The 16,857-nt window shown below is 64.1% G+C and carries 13 protein-coding genes and 1 pseudogene; 10 read left to right on the plus strand and 4 right to left on the minus strand.

All coding sequences use genetic code 11. The features are described from left to right. Positions 1-107 precede the first annotated feature (107 nt). From V1290_RS03525 to nadC, 6 genes are all read left to right on the plus strand, one after another. Positions 108-1,388 (plus strand): O-acetylhomoserine aminocarboxypropyltransferase, encoded by a 1,281-nt coding sequence (locus V1290_RS03525; protein WP_334363035.1) that lies wholly within the window; start codon positions 108-110, stop codon positions 1,386-1,388. A 270-nt stretch (positions 1,389-1,658) separates the two neighbouring features. Then, positions 1,659-2,084: a hypothetical protein gene (locus V1290_RS03530; RefSeq protein WP_334363036.1), complete on the plus strand. Its 426-nt coding sequence runs from the start codon at positions 1,659-1,661 to the stop codon at positions 2,082-2,084. 44 nt (positions 2,085-2,128) lie between these two features. Further along, positions 2,129-3,073 carry an NUDIX hydrolase gene (locus tag V1290_RS03535; protein WP_442894962.1) on the plus strand — a complete coding sequence of 315 codons (945 nt, stop codon included), beginning with the start codon at positions 2,129-2,131 and terminating at the stop codon, positions 3,071-3,073. A gap of 54 nt (positions 3,074-3,127) precedes the next feature. Next, positions 3,128-4,114, plus strand: a complete 987-nt coding sequence (gene nadA, locus V1290_RS03540) for a quinolinate synthase NadA (RefSeq protein ID WP_334363038.1) — start codon at positions 3,128-3,130, stop codon at positions 4,112-4,114. Continuing rightward, the gene (locus tag V1290_RS03545) at positions 4,111-5,664 is read left to right on the plus strand and encodes an L-aspartate oxidase (protein WP_334363040.1); all 1,554 of its coding nucleotides are present in this window, start codon (positions 4,111-4,113) and stop codon (positions 5,662-5,664) included. The genes nadA and V1290_RS03545 overlap by 4 nt, the downstream gene beginning before the upstream one ends. Further along, on the plus strand, positions 5,661-6,530 hold the full coding sequence (nadC, locus tag V1290_RS03550) for a carboxylating nicotinate-nucleotide diphosphorylase (protein WP_334363042.1): 870 nt from the start codon (positions 5,661-5,663) through the stop codon (positions 6,528-6,530). Before V1290_RS03545 ends, nadC begins: the two co-directional genes overlap by 4 nt. An 11-nt stretch (positions 6,531-6,541) precedes the next feature. On the opposite strand, the pseudogene V1290_RS03555 reads toward nadC, so the two are convergent. Beyond that, positions 6,542-7,354 (minus strand): annotated as a pseudogene (locus V1290_RS03555) (FTR1 family iron permease); the annotation flags it as partial. Between the two features lie 150 nt (positions 7,355-7,504). Continuing rightward, positions 7,505-8,596, minus strand: coding sequence for a COX15/CtaA family protein (locus V1290_RS03560; protein ID WP_334363044.1), 1,092 nt, complete (start codon positions 8,594-8,596; stop codon positions 7,505-7,507). Between the two features lie 121 nt (positions 8,597-8,717). Here V1290_RS03560 and V1290_RS03565 point away from each other — a divergent pair, with 121 nt between their 5' ends. Further along, positions 8,718-8,930, plus strand: coding sequence for a DUF2842 domain-containing protein (locus tag V1290_RS03565; protein WP_057844248.1), 213 nt, complete (start codon positions 8,718-8,720; stop codon positions 8,928-8,930). Positions 8,931-8,992: 62 nt separating this feature from the next. Here V1290_RS03565 and V1290_RS03570 read toward each other — a convergent pair whose 3' ends face one another. After that, positions 8,993-10,045: a polysaccharide deacetylase family protein gene (locus tag V1290_RS03570; RefSeq protein ID WP_334368920.1), complete on the minus strand. Its 1,053-nt coding sequence runs from the start codon at positions 10,043-10,045 to the stop codon at positions 8,993-8,995. A 131-nt stretch (positions 10,046-10,176) separates the two neighbouring features. Between V1290_RS03570 and V1290_RS03575 the strand changes: the two genes are divergently transcribed. Further along, the gene (locus tag V1290_RS03575) at positions 10,177-11,367 is read left to right on the plus strand and encodes a GNAT family N-acetyltransferase (protein ID WP_334363046.1); all 1,191 of its coding nucleotides are present in this window, start codon (positions 10,177-10,179) and stop codon (positions 11,365-11,367) included. A 120-nt stretch (positions 11,368-11,487) separates the two neighbouring features. Here V1290_RS03575 and V1290_RS03580 read toward each other — a convergent pair whose 3' ends face one another. Then, a complete protein-coding gene (locus tag V1290_RS03580) occupies positions 11,488-13,782 on the minus strand; it encodes a GumC family protein (RefSeq protein ID WP_334363047.1) in 2,295 nt (764 codons plus the stop codon). Between the two features lie 285 nt (positions 13,783-14,067). Here V1290_RS03580 and V1290_RS03585 point away from each other — a divergent pair, with 285 nt between their 5' ends. After that, the gene (locus tag V1290_RS03585) at positions 14,068-15,201 is read left to right on the plus strand and encodes a glycosyltransferase family 4 protein (RefSeq protein ID WP_334363048.1); all 1,134 of its coding nucleotides are present in this window, start codon (positions 14,068-14,070) and stop codon (positions 15,199-15,201) included. 139 nt (positions 15,202-15,340) lie between these two features. Further along, positions 15,341-16,855, plus strand: a complete 1,515-nt coding sequence (locus V1290_RS03590; protein ID WP_334368921.1) for an undecaprenyl-phosphate glucose phosphotransferase — start codon at positions 15,341-15,343, stop codon at positions 16,853-16,855. Positions 16,856-16,857: the final 2 nt, after the last annotated feature.

Here is a 16,857-nt window from a genome sequence, read left to right on the forward strand (position 1 = left end):
CCGTTTCCAATCCGCCGCATGTGAACGCTTCGCCTTGACGGCGGACGCGGCTGCGATCAGCATCGTCAACGCATTTTCAAGCAAGCCAGAGAACAGGACGAAGAAGAATGACCGACCGTCTCCCGGGATTTTCGACCCTTGCCGTGCATGCCGGCGCGCAGCCCGATCCCACCACCGGCGCGCGGGTGACGCCGATCTATCAAACCACGTCCTTCGTATTCAATGATGCCGACCATGCCGCCTCGCTGTTCGGGCTGCAGGCGTTCGGCAACATCTATACCCGCATCGGCAATCCCACGACCGCCGTGCTGGAAGAGCGCATTGCGGCGCTGGAAGGCGGCACCGCAGCGCTTGCGGTTGCCTCGGGACACGCGGCGCAAGTCGTCGTGCTGCAGCAATTGCTGATGCCGGGCGACGAATTCATCGCCGCGCGAAAACTCTATGGCGGCTCGATCAACCAGTTCACGCATGCGTTCAAGAGCTTTGGCTGGAACGTGGCGTGGGCCGACCCCGACGATATCGGCAGTTTCGAGCGCGCGGTGACGCCGCGCACCAAGGCGATCTTCATAGAATCGATCGCCAACCCCGCCGGCAGCATCACCGACATCGAGGCGATCGCGGAAGTGGCCCGCAAGGCCGGCGTGCCGCTGATCGTCGATAACACGCTGGCAACGCCATATTTGATCCGCCCGATCGATCACGGCGCCGACATCGTCGTGCACTCGCTGACGAAATTCTTGGGCGGCCACGGCAATTCGCTCGGCGGCGTCATCGTCGATGCCGGCACCTTCGACTGGTCGAAGGACAACAAGTATCCGATGCTCAACGAGCCGCGGCCGGAATATCACGGCATCAGGATACAGGAGACGTTTGGCAATTTCGCCTTCGCGATCGCCTGCCGCGTGTTGGGTCTGCGCGATCTCGGCCCCGCGCTGTCGCCGTTCAACGCCTTCATGATCCTGACCGGCATCGAGACGCTGCCGCTGCGCATGCAGAAGCATTGCGAGAATGCCAAGGCGGTCGCGGAATTTCTGGCCGGCCATCCCGCGGTGGCCGCGGTGAACTATGCGGGCCTCGCCAGCGACAGGTACAACAAGCTCGCGCGCAAATACGCGCCGAAAGGCGCCGGTGCCGTATTCACCTTCAGCCTCAGGGGCGGCTACGACGCCGGCGTCAGCCTGGTGTCGAACCTGAAATTGTTCTCGCATCTGGCCAATGTCGGCGACACCCGCTCGCTGGTGATTCACCCGGCCTCGACCACGCACAGCCAGCTCGACGACGACGCCAAGGTGAGAAGCGGCGCGGGGCCCGATGTCGTGCGCCTGTCGATCGGCATCGAGGACAAGGAGGATCTGATCGCGGATCTGGAGCAGGCGCTGAGCGCCTGATGCCGCCGTCATTGCGAGGAGCTCGCGACAAAATTGCAAAGCAATTTTGCGCTGAAGCGACGAAGCAATCCATTCTATCCCCGAGCGGAGAGCTGGATTGCTTCGCGGAGCCTGTCATCCGGCGGCGCTCTGCGCCGACCGGGTGGCTCGCAATGACGGAGCGGGCAGTCGCCCGATCGTCTACCCCAACCCGCCGTAACAAGCCTCTCATTAACGGTCATTCCGGCATAAAGTGACCGTGATCCGCCCCCGCGTGATTCGGAGCCAACCATGCTGCGCTGGACGATGTCATTGCTGATTGCAACGTTCGCGATCGGAACCGCTATCGCCGCCGACGGCCCCGCCGCCACCAAGCGCGCCACGGTTCGTGCCGCCAGCAATTTGCCGCCGGGCCTACCCCGGGCGCATTACAATTACCGAACCACGGTCGCCCCCGCCGCACCGCTCTACGTGCGGCGCGGCCGCCAACTGGTGGTCGTCGCCGAAGACGAGCCCGAAGTGCTGATCAAGCCGGTGGGCGTGATGCCCTACGTGCCGCTGGTCAGGGGTACGCCATTGCTGCCCGGGTCGTCGACGCTGCCCGGATATTACGGAACGAGCCATTCCTACAGCTATGACGGCCCTTATTATGGCGGCTCCTATACACCCTACTGGGCTCGCCTGCCCTACGCCTGCGGCGTGTACGGATATTGCTAACGGCCCATCAGCGACGGAGACGGACAACAGAGGTGGCAGGGGCATTGAAGAAAGACAGGGCAACAGGTTCTGCCAACGCGGTCACTGCGGATCTGGTCGCCGTCCTCGTCGCCGTCACCGAGGGCGAGCCCAAGATCATGACCATCGCCAACGACGGCGCGCTGCCGAGCGGCCCATTCGAATTCGCGCACCGTTCGCTGCAGACGGGATTGCGGGCTTGGGTCGAGGCACAGACCGGCCATCCGCTCGGCTATGTCGAGCAGCTCTACACGTTTGCCGATCGTGGGCGCGCTGGAGATGCCAAGTCACCGCATTCGATTTCGATCAGCTATCTGGGCCTGACACGCGAAGACAAGGTCGGCCAGGGTTTTGAGGCGCACTGGTCCGGCTGGTACGAGTATTTCCCATGGGAGGATCGCCGAGCCGGTCTCCCCGCTTCGCTGGCCAAGACATTGGCGTCGCGGCTGCGGGGTTGGGCGAAATCCGCTGAGACCACCGGCCTGCAGCGCCAACGCTGGCAGCGCGCCGCCATCACGTTTGGCCTCGACGATCGCGAATGGAACGAGGAGCTGGTGCTCCAGCGCTATGAGCTGCTCTATGAAGCCGGCTTGATTCCGGAAGCGGTGCGTGACGGCGCGGCCGCCACGACCGTCATCCCGGGTAAGCCAATGACCGGAGATCATCGCCGCATTCTTGCCACCGGGATCGCGCGCCTGCGCGCCAAGATCAAATACCGCCCCGTGGTGTTCGAACTGATGCCGGCGGAATTCACCCTGCTGCAACTGCAACGCAGCGTTGAGGCGCTTGCAGGCCGGCTGGTGCACAAACAGAATTTTCGACGCCTGATCGAGCAGCAGCAACTCGTTGAGGAAACTGGCGCAATCGCCGCCGACACCGTCGGCCGCCCCGCCAAATTGTTCAGGTTCCGCCACGGCGTGCTGGCCGAACGGGCGATCGCCGGAACCAAACTTCCCTTATCGCGCACTTGACTTCGATTATGCTCAGGATAAGTATAAGCCAAGATATACTCACGGAGAGTATAAATGGCCAACCTCAGCTCCTCAGCGCTCGCCCGCACCGCGCCGCTTTACGATCGGGTCAAACGGGTCATCCCGCCGCCTGAATGGGCCGTCTTTGCCGACGATGTCGACGCCATTCTGGCGCTCAAGCGCGAGCGCAACGCCGTCGTCCTGGCGCATAACTATCAGACACCTGAAATCTTCCACGGTGTCGCCGACATCGTCGGCGACAGCCTGCTGCTGGCGCGCGAAGCCACCAAGGTTAATGCCGACATCATCGTGCTGGCCGGCGTGCACTTCATGGCCGAGACGGCCAAGCTGTTGAATCCGGAAAAGACCGTGCTGATCCCCGATCTTGCGGCGGGCTGTTCGCTGGCAGATTCCATCACCGCGCAGGATGTCCGGCTGATGCGCCAGCGCTATCCCGGCGTTCCCGTCGTCACCTATGTCAACACTTCGGTCGCGGTGAAGGCGGAATCCGACATCTGCTGCACCTCCGGCAACGCGCTCAAGGTCGTGGAGTCGCTGGGCGTGGAGCGGGTGATCATGCTGCCGGATGAATATCTGGCGCAGAACATCGCCGCGCAGACGGACGTGAAGATCATCGCATGGAAAGGCCATTGCGAGGTGCACGAGCTGTTCACGGCGTCCGACGTCCGGCAACTGCGCGAAAATCATCCTGATGTGACCATCCTGGCGCATCCGGAGTGCCCGCCCGAAGTGGTGGCGGAAGCCGATTTCTCCGGCTCCACGGCCGCGATGTCGGATTACGTCGGCAAGCAGCGGCCGCCCCGCGTCGTGCTGCTGACGGAATGCTCGATGAGCGACAACGTTTCCGTGCTCCATCCCGAAGTCGAGTTCATCCGGCCCTGCAATCTCTGTCCGCACATGAAGCGGATCACACTGAAGAACATCCGCCATGCGCTGGAAACCGGCCGGCATGAGGTGACGATCGATCCTGCGATCGCTGCGCCCGCCCGTCGCGCCGTCGAAAGGATGCTGGCGCTATGAGCACGGAGATTTCAGCGCTTAACAACCGTCCCGTCATCATCGGCGGCGGCGCTGCCGGACTGATGACGGCGCTTCAATTGGCGCCCGAGCCGGTCGTGCTGCTGTCGAAGGCACCGCTCGGCGCGGAAGCCTCGAGCCTGTGGGCACAAGGCGGATTGGCCGCAGCGATGGGCGAGGATGACGACCCTGCCCTGCACCTGGCCGATACGCTGGCCGCTGGAGCGGGCCTGTGCGACGAGGCCATTGCGAGCCGGGTCGTTCAGGCCGCGCCTGCCGCCGTCGAGCATCTCGCCAGGCTTGGGGTTGCCTTCGACCGGTGGCTCGACGGTGGGTGGCGGCTTGGCCTCGAAGCCGCCCACGGCCGCAACCGGATCGTGCACGCCACCGGCGACGGCACGGGTCGCGAGATCATGCGCGCGCTGATTGCAGCGGTACGCCGCTGTCCGTCGGTCACGCTGCTGGAGGGCGTCGAGGCGCGCAGCCTGATCGTCGAGGATAACGCCATCAGGGGCGTGCTCGCGGTGAACGCGCAGGGGCCGCTGGTGATCGATACCGGTCGCGTCGTGATCGCGACGGGCGGCATCGGCGGACTGTTCCTCGACAGCACTAATCCTGCCGGCTGCTATGGCCAAGGGCTGGCGCTGGCGGCGCGCGCGGGCGCGCTGCTCGCCGATCTCGAATTCATCCAGTTTCACCCGACCGCCTTCGACGGGCCGTCGCGCCCGATGCCGCTGGTGACCGAGGCCGTGCGCGGCGATGGCGCCGTCCTGATCGACGATACCGGGCAGCGCTTCATGGCGGATCAGCTAGGTGCCGAGCTCGCGCCCCGCGACATCGTCGCGCGCGCGGTCTGGCGCCGTCGCGCGGAAGGGCATCGCGTTTTCCTCGACGCGCGCAAACATCCGGGAGCGGAATTTGCAAAACGCTATCCCGTGATCTCCGCCTTCTGCAAAATGGCCGGGATCGATCCCGCGGCCGATCCGATTCCGGTGAGGCCGGCGGTGCACTACCACATGGGCGGTATCGCCGTTGATGGCGAAGGCCGCAGCAGCGTGGACGGCCTCTGGGCCTGCGGCGAGGTCAGCCGCACCGGGCTGCATGGCGCCAACCGGCTCGCCAGCAATTCGCTGATGGAAGCCATCGTCTGTGCGCAATGGGTTGCAGAGAGCGTCACCGGCGCGAGCCACGGCCCGCTGAAAGCGCGCGTGGCCAACGCACCTGCGCCCGCGTCCGATCCTTCGGCCATACGGCCGATCCTGTCGCAAGGCCTTGGCGTGCTCCGCGACCGGCACGGCATAGAGCGCGCGATCCGCAGCCTCCATCCGCTCGCCAACGGCAGAAGTGCGGCAGCCGATCCCGCGCTGGTGGGATTGATGATCGCGGTCGCCGCCTGGCGGCGCGAGGAAAGCCGCGGCGGGCATTTTCGCACCGACTTCCCCGATGCCCTGCCTTCGGCCGTATCCTCATCCATCTCGCTTGCGGACGCGCTCGATACCGCGCGCGACATCGTTGAAACCGGATCGCTGTTTGCCGGGAGTGCCCAGCCTTGACACTAACCCCGCTTCTGCCTGTCGTGTACGAGCCGGCGGTTCGAACCGCCCTGCTGGAAGACTTGGGCCGCGCCGGCGATATCACCGCAGACGCGATCGTTCCGGCGGACAAGCGCGCCTCGCTGGTGCTGCGCACGCGCCAGCCCGGCGTCGTGGCCGGGCTCGACATCGCGTGCTGTGCATTTCAGCTCGTCAATCCTGCCATCCAACTCGAAGCGGAGCGCCCTGACGGCAGCGTGGTGGCGCCGGGAGACGTGATCGCCGCGATCGAGGGGCCGGCACGCGGACTATTGACCGGCGAACGGACGGCGCTGAATTTTCTCTGCCACCTCAGCGGCGTCGCGACCGCAACGGCCTCGCTGGTATCGGCCGCGCAAGGCACCAAGGCGCGCATCGTCTGTACCCGCAAGACGACGCCCGGGCTGCGCGCGCTGGAAAAATATGCGGTCCGCGCCGGCGGTGGCAGCAATCACCGCTTTGGGCTCGACGACGCCATTCTGATCAAGGACAACCATATCGCACTGGCCGGCGATATCAGGACCGCGATCGAACGCGCAAAGGCGCATGCCGGCCACCTCGTCAAGATCGAGGTCGAGGTGGATACGCTAGCCCAGCTTGAACAGGCGCTCGCGATCGGCGTCGATGCCGTCCTGCTCGACAACATGACGGTCGAGGAGTTGCGGCAGGCGGTGGCGATGACCGGCGGTCGGGCGATCACCGAAGCCTCCGGCCGCATTACGGCCGAGACGGCCAAAGCGATCGCGGCAACTGGCGTCGATCTGATTTCCGCCGGCTGGCTGACTCACAGCTCCTTCGCGCTCGATATCGGCCTCGACTATCTCGGACTCAATCGGCAGGCAGCGTAGCTCTCGGCGGACTACTCAGCCGCACGCATTGCCTTGTCCTCGCGCATCAGGCGGTTGTTGCGCTGGACCACCGAATAGCTCGCCAGCGCAAACAGGATCACCAGGCCCTGGATCGACAGCGCTTCCATGGAAGGATTCAGGCCGATCGCGGTCAGAAACGCCGAGCCCTTCACCTCGGTGACCGTGATGATCGCCTGTTCCTGGAACTCCTGCACCGCTTCCCCGATGAACTTGATCGCCATCACGAACAGGAACGCCGAGGTGACGATGAACAGTGGCCGCAGCGGAAGCTTCCGCGCAATCAGGTTGATGAAATAGAACAGCACGGCGAGGCCCACCGTCGCCACCGCAAGCCCGGCGAACAGGCCCGCGCTCCAGCCGCCCTCGGTCTTCGCCAGCGCATGGATGAACAGCACGGTCTCGGCACCCTCCCGGAACACCGCGAGGAAAGCCAGTGCGCCGACCGCCCACACCGTGTCCTGCGACAGCGCGCGGTCGGCTTTATGCGCGAGGTAATCCTGCCAGCCGCGCGGGTCCTGCTTCACCATCAGCCAGCCGCTGACATAGAGCATCAGGGCGGCGGCGATGAGAATGATGACGCCCTCGAGGATATCGCTGTGGTCGCCGGAGTTCAGCACCGCAAACAGCCAGGCGGCGACGAAGCTGGCGCCGACCGCGGCCAGCGCGCCGCCGTACACCGCCTGAATGCGGTGGGCGGCACCGGCCTTGGTCAGGTAGCCCGCGAGTGCCGCGATCACCAGCATGGCTTCGAGCCCCTCACGAAGCAGTATGATGGCGGCCTGGATGAAAGCTGACGACATGAAACTGAACCTTTGTTTTGGCTCGTTTTATCGTCCAAACGATTCAAGTAAAGCGGTCGCACGCCACCCAAATGCGTCAAGGCCGTAGCGCAGCAAGAAACCCCCGCAAATCGGGCACTTCCCGCAATGACAGCAGATTAGAATTGCTCAATTTCAGCCGGGCTGTCCGAGCGGCATCGCCAGCTTCTGCCTATCGTGCTCGGTACGCCGCGCAACCAGGCGCTCGGTCTGCAGAACCGCCAGCGTCAGGACCACGATGGCTGTGGCCTGATGCGCCAGCGCGAGATCGATCGGCACCTGATGCAGTAGCGTCAGAATGCCGAGCCCGGCCTGCAGCGCGATCGCCGTCACCAAAGACCAGGCGCCGCCGACCACGGCAACACCGGCCCGTGACCTCACGCTATCGACCGCATGAAAGACCGCCAGCGCCAGCAGTGCGTAGGCAGTCATGCGGTGTTCGAACTGCACAGTGAGCGTGTTGTCGAACAGATTGCGCCACCACGGCTCTTCGAAGAACAGCCGCGCCGCTGATGGAATGAAGGCGCCATCGATCTCGGGCCAGGTGTTGTACACCCGGCCTGCGCGCAGGCCCGCGACCAGCGCGCCGAAATAGAGCTGTAAGAAGGTCAATCCCAGCAAGGCCACGGCGGTTATCTTCAGTCGTGGCGCCGCCGCAGGTTGCGGACGCGCACGCATCCGCCGCAGCGTCCAGATGATCGACGCAAAAATGATCAGCGCCAGCACCAGATGCGTCGCCAGCCGATATTGAGATACCTCGGTCCGTTGGGACAGGCCGGAGGCGACCATCCACCAGCCGACCGCCCCCTGCAGCGCGCCGAGGCCGAAGATCAGCCACAACCGCTTCTTCAATTCGGCGCTGAACGCGCCACGCCACAGAAAGTACAGGAACGGCAGCAGGTAGACCGCGCCGATCACGCGTCCGAGCAGCCGATGGCTCCATTCCCACCAGAAGATGGTCTTGAACTCGGCAAGGCTCATGCCGGCGTTGAGTTCGCGGTATTGTGGAATGGCCTTGTAGCCCTCGAACGCCTGCGCCCATTGCGCCTTGTTGAGCGGCGGCAGCGTGCCGGTAACCGGCTTCCACTCCACGATCGACAATCCGGATTCCGTCAGGCGCGTAGCGCCGCCGACCAAGACCATGACCGCAATCAGCGCGGCAACCACGATCAGCCACCATCTGACGGCGCTGGCATGCGGGGCCTGCTGTGCGGAACTAGCGGTCATAAAACCCGTCTGAAAATCCATCCTGGCTCGCCCCGAAAGGCGCGCTTGATTGAATTGGCGCGCTCCTTATAGTCCGCCCCTTCCCGCGCGCAACCCGCCACGAGCCTCTGATATATCCGACATGACGATACGCACCCGCAAATTCTTTGGAACCCTCGCTTTGCTGGTGCTGGTCGTGGTGTGGTCGCTGTTGGGCATGACCATCGCCCAGACGCCGTGGTTGGCCAGCTCAGGCCTGCTGCAAGCGATCTTCTATGTCGTGGCAGGGCTTGGATGGGTGCTGCCGGCGATGCCGATCGTGAGCTGGATGTCGCGGCCCGATCGCGCCGCTTAGGAGATTCCTGTTTTGACACGTTTTCTTCACGCTAACCGGTATCCACTTCGCTTGAAAACGCTCTAAACCCAATTGTCCCGGGTCGGCCTGACCGCGGGAAACATCATCCCTGACAGCAACACCCGCATCGTGCGCAGCGAATCCTGCCGGCCGTCCCAGGCGATTCGGGGCAGCGCGTGCAGGTTGGTGAATCCCCTGGCCTCGACGACGCCAGGGATCGTCGATACCGCGCTGGCGAAACCTGCCTCCTGCGCCATGACGACGTGCTCCGGGCGCCAGGATTGCCGGTCGCCGAACGGATAGGCGAAATGCCTGACGGGCTGGCGCAAGGCCGTCTCCGCAACCGCCTTGCCCATCGTCATTTCGCGCTGCGCGTCCGCCCCTTTCAGGTTGGACAGTGCGGAATAGTTCACCGTTGCGCTGCCGATCGTCACCAGCGGATCGGCGGCGAGCTTGGCCAGATCGTCCCAATCCATCGAGGCGGCGCGCGACAGCGCCGCGAGATCGACGGAGTAGCGCGTGCAGAGGTCGTGGATCGCGAACGAAAGATCCGGCGGCGCCAGCGTCCGCATCCAGTTCGCCAGAAATTCGAACGTGTCGTGCTTCTCGGACGTGCTGCCCGTTGCGAAACGCCGTTCCTTGCGGTCGATCACCAGGCTGATCCGATCCTCTCGCGCGATCATCTCTTCCAGCGCGAGCCACCAGGCTTCGCCGAGCCCATCCGGAAACGCGGTGGGCAGGTAGATGGTGAAGGGCACGCCCTGCTTCGACAACACCGGATAGGCGTGCGAGATGACATCCTTGCAGCCGCCGTCGAAGGTCAGGCAGGCAAACCGATTGGCCCTTGGCAGCGTGACCGCCCGCCGGCACACCTCGTCCATCGTGATCAGGTCGAAGTTCCAGCGCTTCAGCGCACGGATCGTCCGGTCGAGAAATTCCGGCGTGATTTCACGCCACCGGTTGGGCTGAAACGGCCGGGAATCCCGCGGACGCACGCGCTCGAACCGCAAAATGACGCCGGCGCCACCGCGCTGCCGCTGCTTCAGCCTGAAATAGCCGCTGAAATAGGCGAGCTCCATCCCGGCCCGCCGCAAAATTCCGAAATCCGACGCCAAACGTACCGCCCTCACCATGCGGTCGCGCTGCCCCCGCCGCGCCCGCATCGTATTACCCTTTGTTGACATTTCCCTGCGAAGGTCGGCCAAAGCCGAAATCGTAAACAAATTCATATAACACGGGCTCTGCGATGACCATGGCTGCCGCGATTGAAGGCCGGACGGCGGATGCAGATGGGTGGTCGAAGGCGAGCCGCATCGCTGGCATCGACATCGTCCACGACCTCGCCGCGGCCGAAGCCGTCTGGCGCAACCTGGAAGGTGGGCAAACCTTCTTCACGCCGTATCAACGGTTCGACTTCCTCAGCTCCTGGCAGCGGCAGGTCGGCGCACGCGAAGGCCTCGTTCCCTTCATCGTGATTGCCTACGACGCGGAACGCCGTCCGCTGGCGCTGCTTCCGCTCGCGCTCAGGCACGCTTATGGCGCGCGCTGCGCCAGTTTCATGGGCGGCAAGCATTCCACCTTCAACATGGCGCTGTTCGATCGCGATTTCGCCGCAAGCACAACGCAAGCTGATCTCGAAGGCCTGATATCGGCGATATCGCGGCGGTCGGAAGCCGACGTCCTAGCGCTGCACCAGCAGCCGGTTCGCTGGCGCGACCTGCCCAATCCGCTTGCCTTGCTGCCGCATCAGCCCTCCGCCAATGATTGCCCGCTATTGGTGATGGAGCCTGGCGCCGCGCCCGCGGCGCTTGTTAGCAACTCGTTCCGGCGTCGCCTCAAGGGCAAGGAACGCAAGCTCCAGTCCTTGCCCGGCTATCGCAGTCATATTGCGTCGTCAGAGGCCGACATCACCCGGCTGCTTGACTGGTTCTTCCGCGTCAAGCCGCTGCGGATGGCCGAGCAGAAGCTGCCGAATGTGTTCGCCGATCCCGGCATCGAGGAATTCGTCCGCAGCGCCTGCACCGCGCCGCTCGCCGGCGGCAGGCACGCCATCGACATCCACGCGCTGGAATGCGACGAGGAAGTGATCGCGATCTTTGCCGGCGTCGCCGACGGGCATCGGTTCTCGATGATGTTCAACACCTACACGATGTCGGCGAATTCAAAGTACAGCCCCGGCCTGATCCTGATGCGCGACATCATCGACCACTATGCCGCACAGGGTTACCGCGCGCTCGACCTCGGAATCGGATCGGACGACTACAAGCGGCTGTTCTGCAAGAGCGACGAGCCGATCTTCGACAGCTTCATCCCGCTCAGCCAGCGCGGCAAGCTTGCCGCCAGCGTCATGTCGGGCCTCAACCGCACCAAGCGGCTTGTGAAGCACAATCCGGCGCTGCTGGAGATGGCGCAAAAGCTGCGCAGCGCGTTTGGCTAGTCCAGGCAAACGCTCTCACCCCGTCATTGCGAGCGCAGCGAAGCAATCCATTTCGCCGCTTGCGGAGGCATGGATTGCTTCGTCGCTGCGCTCCTCGCAATGACGTGGCTACATCACCCCTCACGCCGCGACCACGCGTGGACCCGGCTCGACGGCATCGGAAGGCTGACACGGTCCGCTCAGCATCGTCACCTCAAAGAAGCCGACCGCCTTGAGCTGATCGCACATCAGCGCGCGCGCGTCCTGCGCCATCGACGCTTCGGGCACCACGACCGCGCGCGCCTGCGACGTCAGGAGTTCGGCCGGCAGATCGGACGCGGTGCCGGCATCCAGCAACACATGATCGTAGACCCGCAGCAGCGCGTCGATCGCAAGCGTCAGCCGCGGTGACTGAAGCTGCGCACGGTCGAAGCTCGGGCGTCCCGCGCTCACGAGATGAACGCGCGACAGCCGGTCCTTGGTGATGATCTGCGCAAACGAGGCCTCGCCCTGCATCAGTTCGGCAAGCCCCGGCGCCACCGGATCGACCGACGCCGCCGTCATCGTCGGCGAGGACGCCACGAGATCGACGACCACGATCTTTGCCTGCTGCGCCATCAGCCGCGCCAGCGTCAGTGCGGTCTGTGTGATGCTCTCGCTCGATGCCGTGCCGAGCACGGTGACCTTGCGCGCCGCGGGGCCTGCGCCAACCAGATCATCAGCCAGTTGCTCGATCTCGCTGTCCCCTGCCGCAGCATCCATGTGAGGGGCGTCGGCATGCGGCTCATTCAACGTTGGCTCTGAAACGTGATCCGCTTCAGCGAGGTTCGCCACGGGAAGCTCGGGCGCGATCGCCGCCGCACGTACCGGTTCCGGCGCAGAAGCCAAGACGACTTCGGGCACGACTTCGGGTACGATTTCGGGTGCAATTTCACGCACAACGTCCGGCGGAGCAGCACCGGGCGTCCGCGGCGCGGTCATGCGTAGCAATTCACCGGTCGCGATCGCGCCCGAAGTGAGCAGCAGGGTCGCCAGTGTCGCGATCAAGATGATCGGCAGCTTCTTCGGATAGGCCGGGGTGTTGGAAACGGTGGCACGGGAGATGATGCGACCGTCGGCCGGCGCCGCCTCGATATTCTCGCGGGTGTTCGCCTCGCGGTACTTGGCGAGATAGGATTCCAAGAGGTCCCGCTGGGCCTTGGCCTCGCGCTCGAGCGCGCGGAGCTGCACGTCCTGGCCGTTGGTCGAAGAAGCCTGTTTTTTCAACTGATCGAGGCTCGCCGTCAGGCCTTCAACCCGGCCGCCGGCGATGCGGGCGTCGTTCTCCAGCGAGCGAGACACCTTGCCCGCCTCCTCGCGCAACTGCCGATCGAGATCGGCAAGCTGGGCCTTCAATTCCTTGATGCGGGGATGACCGCCGAGCAGCGTCGAGGATTGCTCGGCGAGCTGCGCACGCAGCGTCACGCGCTGCTCGGACAGCCGGCGCATCAGTTCGGAATTGAGCACCTCGGAAGCCTCGATCGGCTTGCCGCTCTGAAGCATCTCCTTGATCAGCCGCGCCTTGGATTCGGCGTCCGACTTCAGCGCGCGGGCGTTGTTCAACTGCGTGTTGATCTCGCCCATCTGCTGGTTGGACAGCGTGGTGTTGTTGGTGCCCACGAACAGGCTCGACTTGGAGCGAAAATCCTCGACCCGCGATTCGGCTTCGGCCACGCGCTTGCGCAAGTGTTCTATTTCGCCCGAGAGCCACTGGCTGGCGGACTTCGCTTGCTGCTGCCGCGCGTCCTGCTGCAGCACCAGGTAACCTTCCGCGATCGAGTTGGCGACACGCGCGGCGAGTTCGGGATCGCGCGACTGGAATTCAATGACAATGACCCGCGACTTGTCGACCGCATAGGCCGTGAAGCGCTCATAATAGGCTTCCAGCACGCGCTCTTCCGGCGTCAACGAAAACGGATCGCGCCCGATGCCGACCAGCGCCAGCAGCGACTTCAGCGGCGACAACCCCTGCAGCACCGGATCGAATTCCGGACGCTCGGCAAGCTTGTTCTTTTTGATGATCTCGCGGGCCAGATCGCGCGATTGCACCAACTGCACCTGGCTGGTGACGGCCTCGGCGTCGAGCGCACTGCGCTCCTCGTTGCGCTCGCCGTTCGGCCGCAGGAAAACGTTCTCGCGCCCGTCGACCAGGATGCGTGCTTCCGACTTGTAGCGCGGCGTGATCATGTTGACCGCGGCCAGCGACAGCACCAGCGCCAGCAATGTCGGAACGATGATCCAGCTCCGCCTGCGCATCAACGCCTGACCAAGCGCATGCAGATCGAGATCGCCGGAATCAGATGCGGCGACGGGCTTCGGCGCCGAAGCCACAGGCCTTGCCATTGCCCGCTGCACCACCGGCTTGTCCTTGCCTGCGCGCCAGAACGCCAAACGCATCGCACACTCCCGTGGACGCAACTATCGGTCCACTCGACAGGGGTCGATTACACTTCATTATGGTTGCCGCTGGGTTAATTTGCCTTGTCTGCGCGCCCGAGCAGCACCTCGCGCGCGTAGTCATTTTTTGTTAACCATCAAAGCCCTTAATCGCGGCATACTTTTCCAGGATACCTGTAATGCGAGGCATGCTCGCCCCTATTCCATATCTGATTGCTGCGCTGACGCTTGCGGGCTGCCTGACCCCGACCGCGCAGGTTCCGGTCGCATCTGAAGGCGGTCTCGATGCCTGTCGTTGACGGTCAGCCGCTTCGTATCCTGCACGCGACGCGCGCGCCGGTCGGCGGCATCTTCCGCCATATCCTCGATCTCGCCAACGGCCAGGTCGACCGCGGCCATCACGTCGGCATCATCGCCGATAGCCTCACCGGCGGCGAACGCGCCGAGCAGGCGCTGGCGGAAATCGCCCCGCGCCTCAAGCTCGGCGTTCACCGCACCGCCATTCGCCGCGAGCCGCTGCCGTCCGACTTTCTGGTGTGGGCCCGGTTCCAGCGCATGATCCGCCAATTGAAGCCGGACGTGCTGCACGGTCACGGCGCCAAGGCCGGCACCTTCATGCGCCTAAAGACCGCTTCCCGCGACAGGATCAGGGTCTACACTCCGCACGGCGGCTCGCTGCACTATCCGCTGTCGACGCTGAAGGGCAACATCTATGCCCGTGTCGAACGCGCCCTGATGAACGATACCGACCTGTTCCTGTTTGAAAGCGCGTTTGCTCGCAACACCTACCAGCGCACCATCGGCACGCCGAAGGGACTGGTGCGATGCGTGTTCAATGGCGTCACCGCCAGTGAATTCGATCCCGTCGTCAAGGCGGAGGACGCCACCGACCTGATCTATGTCGGCGAGTTCCGGCACATCAAGGGCGCCGACCTTCTGATCGATGCGGTAGCGCGGCTGCGCGTCAACGGCCGTCCGGTGACGCTCACGCTCGCAGGCGACGGAGAGGAAAGCGAAGGCCTCAAAGCCCAGGTCGCGCGGCTCGGCCTCGGTGAGGCCGTGCGCTTTATCGGCCACGTCAAGGCGCGTTACGGCTTCTCCAAGGGCTCGCTGCTGGTGGTTCCCTCCCGCGGAGACTCGATGCCCTACGTCGTGATCGAGGCGGCGGCCGCCGGCATTCCGATGGTCGCCGCCAATGTCGGCGGCATCCCCGAAATTTTCGGCCCCCATGGCGATGCCTTGTTCGCGCCGAGCAACGCCACCGCCATGGCCGATGCCATCGAAGCCGCGCTGAAGGATCCGGCCGCGACGATGGAGCGGGCCAAATCGCTGCGCGAACGAATCTTCGAGCATTTTTCGCAGAAGGCGATGGTCGAGGGCGTTGTTGCCGGCTACCGCGAGGCGTTTGCCAATCGTTAACCGAAAATTACCAACGTAACTGTTTCTTCCGATTTGTCCCGTAAGTCCGTGGTGTGGGGAATTCCGCACCGGCGGGCACGTTGCTGTGTGCCCGCTCAAGAACGGACGTGGACCAGTGGAACCGATTAACGCACGCTCGATGCTCGATGCCGCGGCGAACGCCAGCGCCGATCATCCGCAGATCGAACGGCGCCGCAGGCTGTCTCCGGCGGCGCTCGCCGTCACCAATCAGAAAGTTGGCCGCGCCTATTCGCCAATCGTGATCGCAGGCGTGGTTCGCGTGATCGATTTCGCGATGTTGAGCGCGATCGGCACCGCGCTCTATTTTGGTTACGTCGTGCCTCTCGGAGGCCTTTCCTGGGAATTTCTCGCGGCGATTTTCGGCATGGCGGCAACGGCCGTGATCTGCTTCCAGGCGGCCGATATCTACCAGGTGCAGTTATTCCGTGGCCTTCTTCGCCAGATGACGCGGATGATTTCATCCTGGGCATTCGTGTTCCTGCTGTTCATCGGCGCATCCTTCATCGTGAAGCTCGGCAGCGAGATTTCGCGGCTGTGGCTTGCGGCGTTTTTCGTGAGCGGCCTCGCGGCGCTGGTCACGGAGCGTGTGTTCCTACGCTCGCTGGTGCGCCGCTGGGCCCGCCAGGGCCGGCTCGATCGCCGCACCATCATCGTGGGCGCGGACCAGAATGGCGAAGAACTCGTCCAAGCGCTCAAGACGCAGGACGATTCCGACATCCATGTGCTCGGCGTGTTCGACGACCGCAACGACGACCGCGCGATGGACACCTGCGCCGGCAGTCCCAAGCTCGGCAAGGTCGACGACATCGTCGAGTTTGCGCGCCGCACCCGCATCGACCTCGTGCTGTTCGCACTGCCGATTTCGGCCGAGACGCGCATTCTCGATATGTTGAAGAAGCTGTGGGTGCTTCCAGTCGATATCCGCCTTTCGGCCCATACCAACAAGCTGCGCTTCCGTCCCCGCTCCTATTCCTATCTCGGCAAGGTGCCTACCCTCGACGTGTTCGAGGCACCGATCACCGACTGGGATCTGGTGATGAAGTGGCTGTTCGACCACGTCGTCGGCTTCGTGATCCTCGTGCTGGGGCTGCCGGTGATGGGGCTGGTCGCGCTTGCGGTGACGCTCGATAGCCCGGGGCCGATACTGTTCCGCCAGAAGCGTTTCGGCTTCAACAATGAGCGCATCGATGTCTTCAAGTTCCGTTCGATGTACCACCATCAGGCCGATCCGACCGCCGCCAAGGTCGTGACCAAGAATGACCCGCGCGTCACCCGCGTCGGGCGCTTCATCCGCAAGACCAGCCTCGACGAACTGCCTCAGCTCTTTAACGTCGTGTTCAAGAGCAATTTGTCGCTGGTAGGGCCCCGCCCGCACGCCGTGCAAGGCAAGTTGCAAAGCCGCCTGTTCGACGAAGCCGTCGACGGCTATTTCGCGCGCCACCGCGTCAAGCCCGGCATCACCGGCTGGGCGCAGATCAACGGCTGGCGCGGCGAAGTCGACACCGACGAGAAGATCCAGAAGCGCGTCGAGTTCGACCTGTATTACATCGAGAACTGGTCGGTGCTGCTCGATCTCTACATCCTGCTCAAGACGCCGATCGCACTGATGACCAAGAGCGAGAACGCGTATTGAAG

The organism is Bradyrhizobium sp. AZCC 1578, assembly GCF_036924675.1.
Lineage (GTDB): Bacteria > Pseudomonadota > Alphaproteobacteria > Rhizobiales > Xanthobacteraceae > Bradyrhizobium.

Bases quoted from the DNA above. Each gene is read 5' to 3' on its own strand.
- V1290_RS03585 (WP_334363048.1), top strand. From the start codon at position 14,068: ATGCCTGTCGTTGACGGTCAGCCGCTTCGTATCCTGCACGCGACGCGC.
- V1290_RS03590 (WP_334368921.1), top strand. From the start codon at position 15,341: ATGCTCGATGCCGCGGCGAACGCCAGCGCCGATCATCCGCAGATCGAA.
- V1290_RS03525 (WP_334363035.1), top strand. From the start codon at position 108: ATGACCGACCGTCTCCCGGGATTTTCGACCCTTGCCGTGCATGCCGGC.
- V1290_RS03580 (WP_334363047.1), bottom strand. From the start codon at position 13,782: ATGCGTTTGGCGTTCTGGCGCGCAGGCAAGGACAAGCCGGTGGTGCAG.
- V1290_RS03575 (WP_334363046.1), top strand. From the start codon at position 10,177: ATGACCATGGCTGCCGCGATTGAAGGCCGGACGGCGGATGCAGATGGG.
- V1290_RS03565 (WP_057844248.1), top strand. From the start codon at position 8,718: ATGACGATACGCACCCGCAAATTCTTTGGAACCCTCGCTTTGCTGGTG.
- V1290_RS03545 (WP_334363040.1), top strand. From the start codon at position 4,111: ATGAGCACGGAGATTTCAGCGCTTAACAACCGTCCCGTCATCATCGGC.
- V1290_RS03560 (WP_334363044.1), bottom strand. From the start codon at position 8,596: ATGACCGCTAGTTCCGCACAGCAGGCCCCGCATGCCAGCGCCGTCAGA.
- V1290_RS03530 (WP_334363036.1), top strand. From the start codon at position 1,659: ATGCTGCGCTGGACGATGTCATTGCTGATTGCAACGTTCGCGATCGGA.
- nadA (WP_334363038.1), top strand. From the start codon at position 3,128: ATGGCCAACCTCAGCTCCTCAGCGCTCGCCCGCACCGCGCCGCTTTAC.